Raw genomic sequence first — 15,522 nt, 5'->3', positions numbered from 1 at the left:
AATCGGGAGATACCGCCTCTATCGGGGCTAGGGCACTCAATTCCATAAGAAAGTTATTTGGCATAATCTATGTTAATTGAATTAAAGTTTTTTAAAGTAAAAATCATTTTAATCTGTGAAATCTGTGGCAATTAAAGCATCATCACAAAATACAACTTTCAAACAAATCCTTTTATTACTATTTATCGCAACTTCATATAACGCTTTTGCACAAAAAGATGGTTATTGGGACAAAGAACGTGCAACAACCAAAGAAATTATGGTTCCTGCACGCGATAGAATTTCTATACCAACAGAAGATTTACCAGTTGGAACTACAGAAATTGTATACAGAATCACACTTTTAGATAAAAACCAAGAAATGGCCAATAGCTTGGTTTCGGTATTAAAAGCCATTCCAGACCCTACAGGTATAAGCCAAGGCTCTGCGGGTGCAGTTTTCTTAATGTCAAAAATTTCTGGAGAAGATAAATGCACCTATTCGATTTTTACATCTAATGAAAATGCTAAAAAATATATTGCAGATGGTAAAATTGACAATGCCTGTTATTCTCAAGCAGAACCTGTAAGTAAAGATGCTAAACGATTATCGGTAAACAGGTCTTCTTGCTTAAAAGAAAATATTAGCACCATTTGGTTTGGCTTTGAAAGCAAAAACTGGTTGTTGAGCCAGAAAGTGGTTTTAGAAGTTGTGCCTTGGGTAGACACAAAACTAAATCGCGGTTGGAATCAAGACAACAAAAACGAAATTATAAGCTTGTGCAAAACTTCTACAATGGCACAAAAAATGGCAAATTCAGATGATTTTTGCGTTTGTATTTTAAATAAAATTATGAAGCAGTATCGCTATGATGAGTTTCAGAAATTATTGGCTGTAGAAAAAACAAAAGTTTATAAAGATTTTGGAAACAGCTGTTATCAAGATGCTGATATATCTAAAAACGTATTCAACGATTTAAGAACTCAGGTAGCTTCTTTGATAAAGACCCAAAAATATAACGAGGCAATTCCAAAACTGAATACCATTGTAAGCGAAGGAAAAGCAACAGCTGTAGATTACAGTTATTTAGGGTATTGTTATATTTTGACCAAACAATATGCAAAAGCTCTAAAAGTACTGCAAGAAGGCGAGAAACTTGATGATACAGAATTATTAATCAAATTAAACTTAGCACATGCTTATTTAGTAAGTGATGACTACAGTGCGGCCAAAGCAATTTACAAAAAATATCAGACTCAAAACGTAACCGATAGTTTAAGCTGGATTGTTAAAACAAAACTTGATTTTCAGGCTTTTGAAAAAGCGGGTCTGCCTTCAAAAGACTTTGAAAAAATCTTAAAATTATATAACTGAGAAACTTAGTGGTGCAGAGCTATTTAAAGTTTTTTAAACTTAACATCTCAGTACTTAGAATCTTAGCATCTTAAAAAAATGAAAGCATCCTATAATAAATTTTTACTAGAATTTAAACGCCCATCTGGAACTTCTAGAGGAATTATGACCGAAAAAGAAACTTGGTTTATAATACTGGAAGAAAATGGCAAAAAAGGAATCGGTGAATGTGGAATATTACGTGGATTAAGTACTGACGATCGCCCAGATTATGAAGAAAAATTAAAATGGGCTTGCGAAAATATTCATTTGGGAGAAAACGCATTATGGAATGCATTGCTAGAATTTCCTTCTATACAATTTGGATTAGAAATGGCTTTTTTATCTCTTAAAAGCCAAAATCCATATGTTTTATTTCCATCAGATTTTACCACTAATTTAAGTTCAATAGCTATAAACGGATTAGTCTGGATGGGGGAATCTGCTTTTATGAAACAGCAGATAGAAGATAAATTAGCCGATGGTTTTAACTGTATAAAGCTTAAAATTGGAGCAATCGATTTCAACAAAGAATTGGAGTTATTGCAATTTATTAGAAGTCATTTTTCACCGGAAGAAATAGAAATTAGAGTAGATGCTAATGGTGCTTTTTCTTCAACAGAAGCTTTAGATAAATTAAATCAATTGGATAAATTTCAGCTTCATAGCATAGAACAGCCAATTAAGAAAGGACAGGTTGTAGAAATGGCTCATTTGTGCAAACAGACACCATTTCCGATTGCTTTAGACGAAGAGCTTATTGGCGTATTTTCATTAGAAGAAAAAGAAAAATTACTGCAAGAAATAAAACCGCAATATATTATTTTAAAGCCAAGTTTTATTGGAGGTTTTCGTGGCACGAAAGAATGGATCACTTTGGCAGAAAAGTATAATATAGGCTGGTGGATTACTTCTGCATTAGAAAGCAATATAGGATTGAACGCCATCGCACAATGGACATTTACCTTGAATTCAGATATGCCTCAAGGTTTAGGAACTGGAGCATTATATACTAATAATATAGATTGCCCTCTTGAAGTAAAAAAAGGCCAGCTTTGGTATAATAGTTCTAAGAGTTGGTCAAATTTCTAAGATTTTTTTATGACATCTTAAAGTTCGTTAAATCTCAACTTTTGTTTTTTGATACTTAGAATCTTAGCAGCTTAGAAACTTAGTGTCTTCTTTTTACTCTTTTCCTCCCAACAAACTATCTTGCCAATCTTTCAATTCTTTCCATTTTCCTTGATAAGCCATTAGCGCTTGTTTTGCCCAAGTGCTTGGATTATGCATAGCGTAGTTTTCTCCACCTGCATCCAAAATTGACTGTAGCTTTTCGGTAGAAGCTTGAGATAGATTTTGCCAAGTTTTTATTCCTGCTTCAACAAATAAAGACTCTATTTTAGGGCCAATTCCTTCTACTATTTTGAGGTCATTTTCTTTTATCTTTTTACCTAAAGCATTTTCTGCCAATCCTGGTTCAAAAGGAATTACGACGGGAGCAGTTGCTTTAGTTTTTACAGCAAGATCAGCTTCAAGTTTTAAGATTCTTGTATTCAAATTTCTCGTATGAGCTTTGCAAACATCTAAGTCGGCTTGAAGAGCAGTTGAGAGAGAATTATCATTCTTAGAATTAATTTTTCCTAGTATGTAACCTAAAATCCCACAGATTACACCTAGTGCTATTGGTATTACAACATAAGGTACATTCATGATTTTTATATTTTAGAATTAAAATTACAGTCAATTTTATGTTATGGCAGAAATGATTTCTACTCATAACCAGCTGTTTAATGAGGTGTTAGGTTCTATCAAAATTACTCAAAATACTAATTGCAACATGTTAACAATCAGTTATATTGAAGTTTTTTATTTCTAGTTTGATAGAATAAATTAACTTTTTTTCATTTTTTAGAAGCGCAAAGGCTAGATTAAAATGAGTAACTTGCATAAAAAATAATCTGCATTTAAGATGATCGAAATAGAAAGAAAGTTTCTAGTAAAATCTGATGATTTTAAGAAACAAGCTTTTGCTCAAAATGATATTGCTCAGGGCTATTTGAGTTCTGCACCTGAGCGCACAGTTAGGGTCAGAATAAAAGGACACAAAGGCTTTATAACCATAAAAGGAATAAGCAATACAGCAGGTATGTCTCGTTTTGAGTGGGAAAATGAGATTCCGTTAGACGAAGCCCAAGAATTACTAAAATTATGCGAAAAGGGTAAAATTGAAAAAACACGTTACGAAATAAAATCTGGTAACCATGTGTTTGAAGTTGATGAATTTTATGGCGAAAATGAAGGCCTAATAATGGCTGAAATAGAATTGAACTCTGAAGACGAAACATTTGAAAAACCTGATTGGCTTGGCGAAGAAGTAACAAACGATAAAAGATATTATAATGCTTATTTAAGCAAAAATCCATATAAAGATTGGCAAAAATAAAATGGCAGAATCAAAATACAACCTTATTATTGTGGGAGGAGGACCAATTGGCCTAGCTTGCGCAATAGAAGCTGAAAAGAAAAAATTAAATTATTTAATTATTGAAAAAGGAGCGATCGTTAATAGCATTTTTAATTATCCGTTATATATGACCTTTTTCTCTACTGCAGAAAGATTAGAAATTGGTGAGATTCCGTTTAATTGTCTTGCACCAAAACCTGGACGCCAGGAAGCTTTAGAATACTACAGAAATATTCATCGTTACTTTAAATTCAATATTAATTTGTTTGAAAGAGTTCTCGATGTTCAAAAGGAAAATACCATTTTCAAAATTAAAACAGATAAGCAGAATTACGAAGCTACAAATGTTATAATAGCAACTGGTTTTTATGATATTCCGATTGAAATGAATGTTTTAGGCGAAAGTTTGCCAAAAGTTCGTCATTACTATAAAGAAGCACACGAATATGCTTTTAGAAAAGTTTTGGTTGTTGGAGCTAATAATTCTTCTGTAGACGCAGCTTTAGAATGCTGGAGAAAAGGAGCAGAGGTTACAATGGTAATTCGTAAAAACGAAATTAATAGCCGTGTAAAATATTGGGTAAAACCAGATATTGAAAATCGAATAGAAGAAGGAAGCATCAAAGCTTTTTTTCAATCGAATATTACTGAAATCCGAGAAGATGAAGTAGAAATTGAGACTCCAAACGGAAAAGTTACAATTGAAAATGATTTCGTTTTAGCTTTAACAGGTTATAAACCAGATTTGACCTTTCTTGAAAAAATGGGAATTCAGCTTTCTGATGATGAATTGAAAATTCCAGTTTATAATTCTCAAACAATGGAAACAAATGTTGAAGGTTTGTTTCTTGCAGGAGTAGTTTGCGGTGGAATGCAGACGCATAAATGGTTTATTGAAAACTCAAGAATTCATGCTAGTATGATTGTAGATTATATTACTGCAAAATAAAAAGTTTGCCACAGATTAAAAGGATTTTTAGGATTAATCATTTAAATCTTTTTAATCTGTGGCAAATAAATTTAAGAACTACAAGATAGCATAGAACAGCCAACCTTAGTTCTAGCCCAATCTGGGCGTTTTGCAAACCATTTTTCAAATTCTGGTTGTTCATCGTACGGATTTTTCAAAAGCTGAAATAATTCATCAACCAAAGAGTAATCTTCTTTATCTGCAGCATCAATTGCTAATTGTGCCATATAATTTCTTAGAACATATTTTGGATTAATTTGATTCATTTTTAAAACTCTTTCTTCATCAGAAAGCAATTCAGAGTTTAATCTCTTTAAATAAACTGCAAACCATTTTTGCCAAGCATCGAGTACATTTCCTTTTATCTCTTCTGGAATATAAAATGCATATTCTACTTTTTCGAAGGCTTGTTCTACAGAATCATCTTTTTTAATCTTGCTAAGATTTCTGAAAAAGATGCTCATATCAGTTTCTGACAATTGTAAAATTTCTTCTAAACCCTTAATTATTTTATCATCAGCTTCACTTGAAGTAAATAGACCTAATTTACTTAAAAACATTTCTTTATATTCAGAGTCAAATTCAATTATAAATGAATCCAGAATTTTCTCTAAAGGAGCGGCTTCATTAATTAACGGATAAAGTGCATTGGCTAATTGAAACAAATTCCATTGTGCAACTTGCGGCTGATTTCCGAAACGATATCTTCTATTTTGTCTGTCTGTTGTATTTGGAGTCCAATCTGGATCATAGTTTTCCAACCATCCGTATGGACCATAATCAATCGTAATTCCATGAACTGACATATTATCAGTATTCATTACTCCATGAACAAATCCGACACGTTGCCAATGTAGAATCATTTCACGAGTTGTATCGGCAACTTTCTGAAAGAATTGTAAATATTGCTCTTTTGGCTCTCCTTTTATTTCAGGAAAATAATGTTGAATTGTGTATTCAACAAAGTGTTTCAAGTTTTTTAGTTCATTTCTGGCTGTTAACATTTCGAAACTTCCAAAACGAATAAATGAAGGAGCAACACGACAAACAATTGCACCTTTTTCGTATGCTGGATTTCCGTTATATAAAACATCTCTTAACACCTGATCTCCAGAAAGAACAAGCGAAAGCGATCGAGTAGTGGGAACACCCAAATGATACATTGCTTCGGCACATAAATACTCCCTTATAGAAGAGCGTAAAACTGCCAAGCCATCTGCAGTTCTTGAATACGGAGTTTTCCCAGCACCTTTTAGTTGCAATGTATAAAACTGATTATTGTTTTCAACTTCAGTTAAATTGATTGCACGACCGTCGCCCAATTGTCCTGCCCAGTTTCCAAATTGATGACCAGCGTAACATATTGCATAAGGTTGTGATTCTGGAAGAATTTCTTTTCCAGAAAATATATTTAGAAACTCTTCTGAGTGAATTTCATCTTTAGAAATCCCAACTAATTCTGCAACTTCTTCAGATGCATGAATCAATTTTGGATTTGAAGGCTTTACTGGATTTACGTATGAAAACAGCGTGTTTTTAACCTGACGAACTTCGTTTGTCAAATCTGGATCTGCTGGTAGTTCGGCAGTAAATCGATTATTTATTCTAAGATTTTTCATTTTGTTTTCTTTCTATATGCCACAGATTACACAGATTTTTTTGTTTGCCACGAATTACACAAATTTCCACTAATTTTAGGTTTTGTTAGAATAACATTCGTGAGAATTCGTGTAATTCGTGGCAAATAGAGAATAAATAAAAATTTTTCAATCGATATAATCTGTGGCAAACTTAAATTTAGCCAATTAACATATCAGCGTACATTTTTTTAAGTTTTTGAATTTTTGGATCAATTACAACTTGACAGTATCCAGCTTCTTGATTTTCATTATAATAATTTTGATGATAATCTTCAGCTTCATAAAAAACTTCAAAAGGTTTTAATTGCGTTACAATTGGATCGGCATATGCAGGCTGTACTTCTTCAAATACTTTTTCTGCAATCTCTTTCTGTTCATCATTATGATATAGAATGATAGAACGATATTGCGTTCCACTGTCTCCGCCTTGACGGTTTAAAGTTGTTGGATCATGACTTGTCATGAATATAAAAATTAAGTCATGATATGAAATTATGTCAGGATTAAAAGTCACTTGTATTACTTCGGCGTGTCCGGTTCTTCCTGTACATACTTCACGATAAGCAGGATTCTTTATAAATCCGTCTGAATAACCCGATTTTATTGATTCTACACCTTTTAAACGCTGAATTACAGCTTCTATACACCAAAAACATCCGCCACCAAAGGTAGCTACAGATAAATTTCCCATAAATAATACTTTCTTTAAAGTTTAATGCCTATTAATTCGATAGGATATTATGATAATTTATTAAAAAAAAGTTGTTTTAACTAAAAATACCAAACGGTAATATAGTGTTTGAAGTTTACTATTGATAAATTCGCAATTTTATAAAAAACTATATATATTTGCAATCAAACACAAGGCACAACTAATGGATAGCAAAAATAGTACCATGACCCTGGAAACTTACTTTCAGGAATTTAGACAAAATATTGTCGGTATAAATCAAGAATTTACTTCGCCTTATGGCAGAAAATCAATAATTTACACAGATTGGACTGCCAGCGGAAGATTATATCGCCCAATTGAAGAAAAACTGCTAAATGCATTTGGACCTTTTGTAGCCAACACGCATACAGAAACGACTGTATCTGGTACTGCTATGACAAAAGCATATCATCATGCAAGACACATTATTAAGCGTCACGCTAATGCAAATCATGATGATGTTTTGATTACAGACGGAACTGGAATGACGGGAGTTATCAATAAATTTCAACGTATTTTAGGATTGAAAATTCCTGAAAACTTGAAAAGCTTTACAAATGTTCCTGCCGAGAAAAAGCCAATTGTTTTTATTTCGCATATGGAGCATCATTCTAATCAGACTTCTTGGTTAGAAACTATTGCAGATGTTGAAATTATTCCGTCTTGTGAAAAAGGACTTTTTAATTTAGAGAACCTTGAAGCATTACTTGAAAAATATAAAGATAGAACGATAAAAATTGCTTCTATTACAGCATGTTCGAATGTTACAGGTTTGAGAACGCCTTTTCACGAAGCAGCAAAATTAATGCATCAATATAATGGTGTTTGTTTTGTTGATTTTGCTTGTTCTGGACCTTATGTAGAAATTGATATGCATCCAGCAGACCCAGAATCTTATTTAGATGCTGTTTTTATGTCTCCACATAAATTCTTAGGAGGTCCTGGAACATCTGGTGTACTAATTTTCAATAAGAAACTATACAACAATATGATTCCTGATTGCCCAGGAGGAGGAACGGTAAGTTGGACAAATCCTTGGGGAGAACATAAATATATTGATAATATTGAAGATCGCGAAGATGGAGGAACTCCTGGTTTTCTTCAAGTTATCAAAACTGCTTTGGCAATTGAGCTAAAAGAAGAAATGGGAATTGAAAACATAATGGAGCGTGAGCATGAAATTGTTGATTATGTTTTCTCTCAATTAGAACCAGTTGAAAATATTAAAATTTTAGCAGGCCAGCATAAAGAACGTCTTGGTGTAATTTCATTTTTTATTGATGATCTTCACTTCAACTTAGGAGTTAAGATTTTAAATGATCGTTTTGGAATTCAGACTAGAGGAGGGTGCAGCTGCGCAGGAACTTACGGTCACTATTTATTGCATGTTGATCAAGAAACTTCTAATAAATTGGTTAATGAAATTACGATTGGCGATTTAATCAAAAAACCGGGATGGATTAGAATGTCGATTCACCCGACAACTACTGATGAAGAAATTGCTTTTGTTTGTAGAAGTATAAAAGAGTTAGCCGCAAATCATAAAGCTTGGGCTTTGGATTATTCTTATGATAAAGAGCGTAATGAGTTTATTCATAAAGATGCAACTTCGTTTGAAGATGAATTAGTGGAAAGCTGGTTTAAATCTTGAGCTCTAATACTTAAAAAGCTTATATTTTTTTAGCCACAGATTAAAAAGATTAAAGGATTTATAAAAAATATGTCTGAATCTTTCTAATCTGTGGCTAGTTTTTTTAACGCAAAAAGCGCAAAAAATTTTATAGATTTTGTGTCATAATCTTTGTGTTTATAGAGGTCGCAAAGGAGAAAACATGACTTTTTTTTTGCCAAAGTTTCAGAACTGTTGAGTTTGTTATTTCTTATGAAAACTAAACTTCTAATTTAGCCCCGATAGTAGTGAAAATCCTTTTGTGGTGGGGTTCACCACAAAAGATTGCAACGAATAGCGGGACTGGGCGTCTTGAGAACACGAATTCTTCTGCTTTTAAATAATCACATAATCAATCGAACACCACCTAAATCGGCAACACGATAGGAGAATTTATTTCCTGGCGATCCGATAAACATAAAGTTTTTTGGGATTTTCCATTTCTCAGAAAGTTCATCAATGATTTCTGGACCAAATACACCGTCAATTTCTATGTATTCAATATCTAGTCCTCCATAAGCACGATCTAAAACTTCTAAGTCTTTCTTTAGCACTTCGTTGTCTACAGTGTCTTTTTTGACATGAACAATTTTTAATTTCTTAGTTGTTTCGTTGTCTTCAACGTATTGCAAAACTTTATTTAAGATTGTTATATCGTCTCCTTTTGTAAAGAAAACAAATTCTTGCGAATTGATTTCAGAGCTAAGTTTCTCCAAATAACGATTACTGAGAATCACCATTTTGCGTAGTGGCTGATAGAAATATTCTAGAGCTTCTATTAATAAACGGATTAAGGTAACACGATTGAGCATAATTCCGATAAAGATTAAGGCTGGAACCATGTATTGCAAAAAAGTGTAAAATGAATTGATATTAAGGAGCATGTTTCCGAAGAATGCAGCAATCACCGAAGCTACAGCAATAACAACTGAAATGCCACGAGCACGTTCTGGTCTAGGAAGCTTTCTGCGTTTGTATTTTAAGAGTAAATTTCCAATTCCGAAAAGTGCCATTACAGCTAGAAAAGAAAAGGTATAAACTCCAGCTAAAGATTCTAAATGTCCGTTTGTTGCAAAAAGAACTGAAATACAAAGAATTAAAAAACTCAGAACAATTCTATAATGAGAGCCTCTTTTATTTTGTTTTAAAAAATAATTAGGTAAAATGCGGTCTAATGTCATTCGATTTAAAAGCCCAGAAACTCCCACAAATGAAGTCAAAACGGCTCCGCAAAGTACCATTACAGCATCTATAGAAATGAGCCAAGCAAGCCATGAACCACCAGTGGTTTCTCCTAAATGCGCCAAAAGCGATTCCTTGTTTTCGCCTACTTCTGTAAGTGGAATTACGCTTATTAACAAAATAGCAATTACTGGATTGAAGAAACTCACTATTCCCCACATGTTACGAAGTGTTTTTGGAAAAACGCCTTGTTCTTGTTCTTCTACAAAGTTGGCTGAGCTTTCAAAACCAGAAATCCCTAACATAGCCGCAGAAAAACCTAGAAAAAGAGCTGTTTCAATACTTCCAGACGTAATTGGAGTTTGCCAATTAATATGAAAAGTATCTAAACCATGAGTCAAAACAAACCAGATAGATGCCAAAACAAGCAAAGCCAAGGTTCCTATATGCGTCATAAAAATAATAACAGCTACAAATGCAGATTCTCCGATTCCTAAAATAGCTAATCCTGTAAAAAGCACTAAAACTACAACCGTTGCTATAGTTACATTAAGATTCTCAAAGATTCCGTGTAGGTAATGCATTCCTTCAGAAGCTGAAATAACAGCAGTTGCCATATAAGACAAAACCGTTAACGTTGCGGCCAAGGAAGCTAAACGTTTTGTTGAAGTGTTCAGTAAAACATTGTAAGCTCCTCCGTTTAAAGGAATTGCACCAACAACTTCTGCATAAATTTTTCTGAAAAGAAATAATACAGCAGCAACAATTAAAAGAGAAATCCAAGCGTATTGTCCTGCATATAAGATGGTCAAAGCTGAAACATATAGACAAGAAGAGCTAATATCATTTCCACAAATTGCAGTTGCCTGTAATTGATTTAATTTTTTGTGTACGATTTCTTTCATCAGTATTTATAATTAACACTTTTAATAAAATTTAAGTAACAAAATAATTATAATCGAACTAGGCAGATAATGTATGAAATGCGAAAAATATTTTGTGCTGTTTTAGTTGTTTTTTTGGAACTGTCTAAGCGCCGATAGTGCTTGTGCCTGAACTTTTTTCTGAAAGAATCCTGTCCATCCCAATAAATAACCGGTTAAGCCAAAGGCTTGTTTTGACCATTTCCAAACGTCAAAATTATCAGTGTGTTTGATAATTAATCCGTCTTGAAAGATAAATTCGGCCGAGATTTTATTAATAACTTCTCTATTTGTTTTGCTAAAGTTATATGTAGCAGTCCAATTTGCCGAACCAGTTGAATCGTCTGCCTTTACGTTTGAAAATTCGATTTTTAGCTTGCCTTTACTTTTTAAAAGCAGCATTTCCCACATTTTAGAAACCTGTTCTTCTTTTAATAAACCAAAAGCTGGATCAATAAAATGAACTTTCGGATGATAGCATTCGCTCATTGTTTTAGCATCTGCATTTGCGAAAGCGGTATAGAATTTTGTTATTAAGGCTTCATTTGGATTCATAAAAAAATATTTATGTTAAATATAAGATTTATTAGATTAAAAAATCATTATAAAACACTAATTTCTTTAGCTGTATCAAATGTTTTTTTAGATTTATCAAATGCAGTTGAGAAATACTTCATTTTATTATAAGCTGTAAAATGGCCGGTTAGATTTCCAGAAATGTCTGGCCCGCCAACAATTATAAATCTTACAGCATAAATATCTGTCTTTTTAAGTTTTAACCATTCTGCTGGTGTAAAATAGTAATAAGCAGTTGTTGTTCCGTCTGCAGATTCTTTTACATTTTTGTCTGTACATGCAATAACATCAGCATTTGTCAGATCGACATAAACACCACCAGCTATTTTTGCTTTGTCACTTGCTGTAGAAATGGTTAGTTTTAAAACACCTCCTTTATCTGTTTTAGCTATTTGAACATTGATTTCGCCAGAGTAAGCATATTTATCGCAGATAAAAGGGTATTCCTGCGTTGCAGGATAACGAGCCGAACCTTTAATGCTTATGGTTTGCTGTGCTGAAGCAAAAGTTGAAACAAATAACAACAGGAGTAGTGGAAGTTTAAAATTCATATATATAGTATTTATTGATCAGCTAATTTGGCATCAAATTTCTCATCCCAATCCATTGATTTTATGGCAGAAATAAGATTGTCTTCATTTACAAAAATGCGCAATTCTTTATTGGCCACTTTTTTGGTGTACAATGCATGATAGCGGTAAATGACTTCATGTTTGGTTTTGTAAACTCCGTCTAATTTTAAGTCTATGAAACTTCCGTAGTATTGTCTAAATCTTTGGCAGGTTTTAGTTAAACGCTCTTCTGTAGTGTTTTCCATAACCGATTTAGTTACTTCAGTTTCATTAAAAGGTTTAAATTTTGAAGTGTTACAAGTTTCTAAAACTCTCTTTCCTAAATCATAGGCTTTTCGCTGCTGATTTGCGCTTACTTCTTCTCCAGAAACTTTTTTAATTTTTAAATCTTCCGTATCTCTACTTACTGTTTTCGATTTACATCCAATTAATAATAACAAACATATAATCAATCCTGCTTTCTTCATAACTATTTAAGTAATTTTTAATAATAAGTTAGGATCGGGACAATTTTCGATATAAAAGTTTAGGTCTTTTGTATTGCATACACCAGGATAATCTCCCCAGTAATCACCAATTTTATGGATAATCTGAAAGTGGACATGCGGAGCATAATCCCCATTTACTAAAGCGCTTCCTAAAGTCGCAATCTTTTCACCTTTCTTAAATTGGTCTCCGATATTTAAATTTTCTATACTTTCTAACGATAAATGTCCATATAAAGTATAAAATTTTTCATTTTCAACTTCATGCTCCAATATAATAGTAGGCCCATAGTCTCCCAATCCAATATTATTTTTAAAACTATGAACTGTTCCATCAAGTGCAGCAAGCACAACTGTTCCTTCTTCTGCCCAAAGATCTAGACCAATATGAATATTACGTTCTGGTCTAGAAGCATCCAAAAAAATGGGGCTTCTTTGATATAGAAATCTTCCTTCTATATAACCGCCAAATGCAACTTTAGCGCTATTTTCTTTAAGAAAATTTGAAATGTATTTTTCAAAATCTTCTGAGGTATCTAATTTCTGACTTATTAATTCTTCATTTGAAACCGATAAATTTAACGGCATATATTCTGAGATATTAATTGAGGCATCAATAATTTTAGTAGGTGGTAGAGAATTTAAGATTGAGGCTAGGGGTTTCATGAAATTTAAGCTACTTTATTAATTATTATTAATTCATTGTGGACTTCTATTCGGGGAAGCATTTTGGTTTGAAATAATTTAGGATTTACTTCTGCAACATACTTTCTATTTCTAATATTATGCGCTTCATCTAATATCATGGTATTGAATAAAATAAAACCATCATCTTTTAGAAGCGTACATATTCTATCTACAAAAAACTTTTCAAACAGGAAATTCGGCATATGAGTGTCTTCAAAAATGTCAATTATAATAAGATCATATTTATCTTTTGTTTTTAGAACAAATTCAAATGCATCATCAATAACAACTTCCAATTCCTTAATTTGGTAAAGATTAAAATACTTATTAGCAATCTGGATCATATCTGGATCGATTTCTACTCCAGTTATTCTTTCCTTGTACTCAATCTCATTTACTAATGTTTTAACGACACTTCCACCAGCAACTCCCAATAAAAGAATATGCTCCATTTTTTTAATTTTCTGATAACCAATATTTCTAAGTCCATATCTCAATATACGTTGCAAACTTCCGTATGAATAATTTGTGTTTTCAGTATCTAATACTAATTCTCCATTTGCCCACGTGACCTCGATCATTTTACTTCTGGCCGATTTTTTCTTAAATATTTTTATCGGAATTATGTAACTGAAAAATTTTTGAATCATTTTTTATGCTTTTACTCAAATTTACCATTAAATCTTTTATTTTGCATCAAATATTAAACCTTTAATGAAAAAACTATTATACAAATTCATATTTTTCAAGCTAATGGGCTGGAAAATAGTAGGTATAGAAAATGCCGAAGTAAAAAAATGCATACTAATGGTAATACCCCATACAAGTAATCATGATTTTTATATCGGACTTTTCACTCGCGGAATTTCGAGACTACAGATGAATTGGGTAGGAAAGAAAGAGTTATTTAAATTTCCTTTTGGTTATTATTTTAGAAATGTTGGTGGAGAACCTTTAGATCGCTCTGGCGGATTAAATAAAGTAGATTCTATTGCAGCTATTTTTGACAGAAAAGAAATCTTTCGTTTGGCGGTTGCACCAGAAGGAACTAGAAAAGAAGTAAAAGAAATAAAAACCGGATTTTATTTTATAGCGCTTAAAGCGAATGTGCCAATTGTTCCGGTAGCTTTTGATTGGGGTAAGAAAGAAGTAAATCTTGGAGCGCCATTTTATCCTACTGGAAATTATGAAGCCGATTTTGAAGTTTTGAAAAAACACTATATTGGTGTTCTAGGAAAAATTCCGCAAAATGGGGTAAAACTATAAATTTTGAGATTTTTTTCAAACGCGTGAGAATCGCGTATTTGAAAATTTTTTGAACAGAGAGTCAAATATGCGCTAAATTTTACATTATGGTGCATAGGCTTTAAAAGTGCCATTTTTGTAAAATAAAACTATTTTTTCAATTTCATCATCTTCTAAATCAAAATTTACATTTTTAGGAGTTGGTATTTTTTTTGTTTCCGTTTTTTCTTCTGCATTCACTTTAATAGTAGAAAACAAATCTGTGTTTAGATGTTGATTTTGTAAAATAGGAGCAGAGGTTTGCTGAACTTCCTGAACAGTTTGCTCATTACTTTTTGGAAAAACTCCTCTTCCAATTAAAATCCAATACAGATCAACATCAGGGAAAACCTCCAGAATTTTCATTACAAAATCTAAACTAGGTTTATTTCTTCCAGACAAGAGATGAGACATACTAGAACGCTGTACACCAATTTTATCAGCAAAGGCAGATGCATTTAAACCGTAATAATCCAATACGGTTTCGAGTCTTTTAACAAAATCATCGATGTTTACCATTGTAAATTTAGATTTTAATTTTTCGTATTTACAAATGTAAACAAAAACAAGCAATACTCTAATCTTGCTGTTGCAATTTTAAAAGTACTTTAGTTTTATGTTAAATATAAAATTTATATGATAACATATAAGTTATTGAAATTAATATAATTATGTTATAAAAAGCAAACTAATTAGCTCTATTGAAACCAGTTGAAGCTTTAACTAATAAAAACTTTATAAAACTGTTTACAAATCTAAATTATTAAACACTTCTTTAGTTTACAATTGTAAAAATAAAGATATTTACTTTTGTAAACTAATCGAAACACAATGAATTTAGAACAGCTTTTTATACAATACAAAGAAAAGTCCATATCTGGAAGATATCTTACTCTAGACCATATTAAACCGCTTTTGGATAAGTTGAATACAAATGGTCAAGTACAGATTATTGGCACATCTGTTTTAGGCGAACCTATATATAG

Annotated in this window: 16 protein-coding genes; 6 read left to right on the top strand and 10 right to left on the bottom strand. The window is 32.3% G+C overall.

The genetic code is table 11. The features are described 5' to 3' along the window. Positions 1–115: 115 nt before the first annotated feature. On the top strand, positions 116–1,354 hold the full coding sequence (locus tag B3J44_RS11595; RefSeq protein ID WP_286968584.1) for a tetratricopeptide repeat protein: 1,239 nt from the start codon (positions 116–118) through the stop codon (positions 1,352–1,354). Between the two features lie 78 nt (positions 1,355–1,432). Then, positions 1,433–2,464: an o-succinylbenzoate synthase gene (locus B3J44_RS11590; protein WP_286968583.1), complete on the top strand. Its 1,032-nt coding sequence runs from the start codon at positions 1,433–1,435 to the stop codon at positions 2,462–2,464. 93 nt (positions 2,465–2,557) lie between these two features. On the opposite strand, the gene B3J44_RS11585 is transcribed toward B3J44_RS11590, so the two are convergent. Further along, positions 2,558–3,082, bottom strand: a complete 525-nt coding sequence (locus B3J44_RS11585) for a hypothetical protein (RefSeq protein ID WP_286968582.1) — start codon at positions 3,080–3,082, stop codon at positions 2,558–2,560. 259 nt (positions 3,083–3,341) lie between these two features. Here B3J44_RS11585 and B3J44_RS11580 point away from each other — a divergent pair, with 259 nt between their 5' ends. Then, complete coding sequence (locus B3J44_RS11580; RefSeq protein WP_286968581.1) at positions 3,342–3,815, top strand: CYTH domain-containing protein; 474 nt, start codon at positions 3,342–3,344, stop codon at positions 3,813–3,815. Position 3,816: 1 nt separating this feature from the next. Next, positions 3,817–4,785, top strand: a complete 969-nt coding sequence (locus tag B3J44_RS11575; protein ID WP_286968580.1) for a YpdA family putative bacillithiol disulfide reductase — start codon at positions 3,817–3,819, stop codon at positions 4,783–4,785. A gap of 71 nt (positions 4,786–4,856) precedes the next feature. Here B3J44_RS11575 and B3J44_RS11570 read toward each other — a convergent pair whose 3' ends face one another. Both B3J44_RS11570 and msrA read right to left on the bottom strand, forming a co-directional pair. Beyond that, positions 4,857–6,425 (bottom strand): protein adenylyltransferase SelO, encoded by a 1,569-nt coding sequence (locus B3J44_RS11570; RefSeq protein ID WP_286968579.1) that lies wholly within the window; start codon positions 6,423–6,425, stop codon positions 4,857–4,859. Between the two features lie 178 nt (positions 6,426–6,603). Continuing rightward, positions 6,604–7,137, bottom strand: a complete 534-nt coding sequence (gene msrA / locus B3J44_RS11565) for a peptide-methionine (S)-S-oxide reductase MsrA (RefSeq protein ID WP_286968578.1) — start codon at positions 7,135–7,137, stop codon at positions 6,604–6,606. A 184-nt stretch (positions 7,138–7,321) separates the two neighbouring features. On the opposite strand from msrA, the gene B3J44_RS11560 reads away from it, so the two are divergent. Continuing rightward, a complete protein-coding gene (locus B3J44_RS11560; RefSeq protein WP_286968577.1) occupies positions 7,322–8,809 on the top strand; it encodes an aminotransferase class V-fold PLP-dependent enzyme in 1,488 nt (495 codons plus the stop codon). A gap of 362 nt (positions 8,810–9,171) precedes the next feature. Here B3J44_RS11560 and B3J44_RS11555 read toward each other — a convergent pair whose 3' ends face one another. The 6 genes from B3J44_RS11555 to B3J44_RS11530 form a co-directional block, all read right to left on the bottom strand. Further along, complete coding sequence (locus B3J44_RS11555; protein WP_286968576.1) at positions 9,172–10,914, bottom strand: APC family permease; 1,743 nt, start codon at positions 10,912–10,914, stop codon at positions 9,172–9,174. A 102-nt stretch (positions 10,915–11,016) separates the two neighbouring features. Continuing rightward, positions 11,017–11,487: a nuclear transport factor 2 family protein gene (locus tag B3J44_RS11550; protein WP_286968575.1), complete on the bottom strand. Its 471-nt coding sequence runs from the start codon at positions 11,485–11,487 to the stop codon at positions 11,017–11,019. Between the two features lie 47 nt (positions 11,488–11,534). After that, the gene (locus B3J44_RS11545; RefSeq protein ID WP_286968574.1) at positions 11,535–12,059 is read right to left on the bottom strand and encodes a hypothetical protein; all 525 of its coding nucleotides are present in this window, start codon (positions 12,057–12,059) and stop codon (positions 11,535–11,537) included. 11 nt (positions 12,060–12,070) lie between these two features. Next, entirely contained in the window at positions 12,071–12,547 is a 477-nt protein-coding gene (locus B3J44_RS11540; protein WP_286968573.1) for a hypothetical protein, read from the bottom strand. Positions 12,548–12,553: 6 nt separating this feature from the next. After that, a complete protein-coding gene (locus B3J44_RS11535; protein WP_286968572.1) occupies positions 12,554–13,231 on the bottom strand; it encodes a peptidoglycan DD-metalloendopeptidase family protein in 678 nt (225 codons plus the stop codon). Positions 13,232–13,236: 5 nt separating this feature from the next. Then, positions 13,237–13,902 carry a spermidine synthase gene (locus B3J44_RS11530; RefSeq protein ID WP_286968571.1) on the bottom strand — a complete coding sequence of 222 codons (666 nt, stop codon included), beginning with the start codon at positions 13,900–13,902 and terminating at the stop codon, positions 13,237–13,239. 64 nt (positions 13,903–13,966) lie between these two features. Here B3J44_RS11530 and B3J44_RS11525 point away from each other — a divergent pair, with 64 nt between their 5' ends. Continuing rightward, on the top strand, positions 13,967–14,518 hold the full coding sequence (locus B3J44_RS11525) for a 1-acyl-sn-glycerol-3-phosphate acyltransferase (protein WP_286968570.1): 552 nt from the start codon (positions 13,967–13,969) through the stop codon (positions 14,516–14,518). 84 nt (positions 14,519–14,602) lie between these two features. Here the strand turns inward: B3J44_RS11525 and B3J44_RS11520 are convergent, their stop codons facing one another. After that, positions 14,603–15,055 (bottom strand): helix-turn-helix domain-containing protein, encoded by a 453-nt coding sequence (locus B3J44_RS11520; protein ID WP_286968569.1) that lies wholly within the window; start codon positions 15,053–15,055, stop codon positions 14,603–14,605. Between the last annotated feature and the right edge of the window lie 467 nt (positions 15,056–15,522).

This window comes from Flavobacterium sp. UBA4854, assembly GCF_002399805.1.
GTDB lineage: Bacteria > Bacteroidota > Bacteroidia > Flavobacteriales > Flavobacteriaceae > Flavobacterium > Flavobacterium ginsengisoli.
The sequence above is the reverse complement of the archived record's forward strand: the minus strand, read 5'-3'. Positions and strand labels throughout refer to the sequence as shown.

Coding starts and splice junctions, on each gene's coding strand:
- B3J44_RS11590 (WP_286968583.1), top strand. CDS start 1,433: ATGAAAGCATCCTATAATAAATTTTTACTAGAATTTAAACGCCCATCT.
- B3J44_RS11585 (WP_286968582.1), bottom strand. CDS start 3,082: ATGAATGTACCTTATGTTGTAATACCAATAGCACTAGGTGTAATCTGT.
- B3J44_RS11580 (WP_286968581.1), top strand. CDS start 3,342: ATGATCGAAATAGAAAGAAAGTTTCTAGTAAAATCTGATGATTTTAAG.
- B3J44_RS11575 (WP_286968580.1), top strand. CDS start 3,817: ATGGCAGAATCAAAATACAACCTTATTATTGTGGGAGGAGGACCAATT.
- B3J44_RS11570 (WP_286968579.1), bottom strand. CDS start 6,425: ATGAAAAATCTTAGAATAAATAATCGATTTACTGCCGAACTACCAGCA.
- msrA (WP_286968578.1), bottom strand. CDS start 7,137: ATGGGAAATTTATCTGTAGCTACCTTTGGTGGCGGATGTTTTTGGTGT.
- B3J44_RS11560 (WP_286968577.1), top strand. CDS start 7,322: ATGGATAGCAAAAATAGTACCATGACCCTGGAAACTTACTTTCAGGAA.
- B3J44_RS11555 (WP_286968576.1), bottom strand. CDS start 10,914: ATGAAAGAAATCGTACACAAAAAATTAAATCAATTACAGGCAACTGCA.
- B3J44_RS11550 (WP_286968575.1), bottom strand. CDS start 11,487: ATGAATCCAAATGAAGCCTTAATAACAAAATTCTATACCGCTTTCGCA.
- B3J44_RS11545 (WP_286968574.1), bottom strand. CDS start 12,059: ATGAATTTTAAACTTCCACTACTCCTGTTGTTATTTGTTTCAACTTTT.
- B3J44_RS11540 (WP_286968573.1), bottom strand. CDS start 12,547: ATGAAGAAAGCAGGATTGATTATATGTTTGTTATTATTAATTGGATGT.
- B3J44_RS11535 (WP_286968572.1), bottom strand. CDS start 13,231: ATGAAACCCCTAGCCTCAATCTTAAATTCTCTACCACCTACTAAAATT.
- B3J44_RS11530 (WP_286968571.1), bottom strand. CDS start 13,902: ATGATTCAAAAATTTTTCAGTTACATAATTCCGATAAAAATATTTAAG.
- B3J44_RS11525 (WP_286968570.1), top strand. CDS start 13,967: ATGAAAAAACTATTATACAAATTCATATTTTTCAAGCTAATGGGCTGG.
- B3J44_RS11520 (WP_286968569.1), bottom strand. CDS start 15,055: ATGGTAAACATCGATGATTTTGTTAAAAGACTCGAAACCGTATTGGAT.